The sequence below is a fragment of the Bartonella sp. AA86SXKL genome, from assembly GCF_042196885.1.
Genome location: NZ_JBHIRE010000352.1, coordinates 1 through 693, shown reverse-complemented (window position 1 = coordinate 693; position 693 = coordinate 1). Strand labels below are relative to the sequence as shown.

Here is a 693-nt window from a genome sequence, read left to right as displayed (position 1 = left end):
CTTCAGTAGAAATAGCAAATTGTGTACAATCAAGCAAATGCTTCAAGCCTGACGTCGATAAAGAAAAACGGTAACCGAACTGTCCTGGAAGAGATTCTGGAAAATCTACTTTGGGAAGGCACTGAAGCTGAAAATTAGCACAACCAGAAACAACAGACATCGTACTCGCCTGATTCATATCAACTGATAATACAATTTCACTGCCATCAGGAAGCTTGCGAACTATGTCATACAACAAATGGGCTGGAACAGTTATTGCTCCCTCTTGCTTTATATTGGCCACAAAAGATTCTGTAACCTCTAAATCAAGGTCTGTCGCTTTTAATTGCACACCGTTCTTGTCCGCATCAATTAACACATTCGATAAAATGGGAACAGTATTACGACGCTCAACCACACGGTGAACACGACCAAGAGACTTGAGAAGCTGATTACGATCAACTGTAATACGCATAAAAATCCCCATTATAATTCATACAGAATTATAGAAATTCTCAAATTAAAAATAACAGACCCACTTGAAAGAATCATTTATTGGACTTTATTCAACCTCTCTTAAAATGGCAAGTGACTCTTGTATAAGCAAAAATAGCCCCCTCTTATTAATCCCTCTGCAATACTTTCGATAAACAGAGGGAAAGTTATAAACGCTATGCAGCCTGCTCTCCAATTAACCGTTTAAGCAATTCAAGT

At 38.2% G+C, this 693-nt stretch carries 1 protein-coding gene; it reads right to left on the bottom strand.

Translation table 11 applies throughout. From position 1 onward, the window contains the following. The coding region (locus tag ACFIO5_RS11955; RefSeq protein ID WP_522729894.1) for a beta clamp domain-containing protein at positions 1 to 454 on the bottom strand (454 nt) is incomplete at its 3' end. Between the last annotated feature and the right edge of the window lie 239 nt (positions 455 to 693).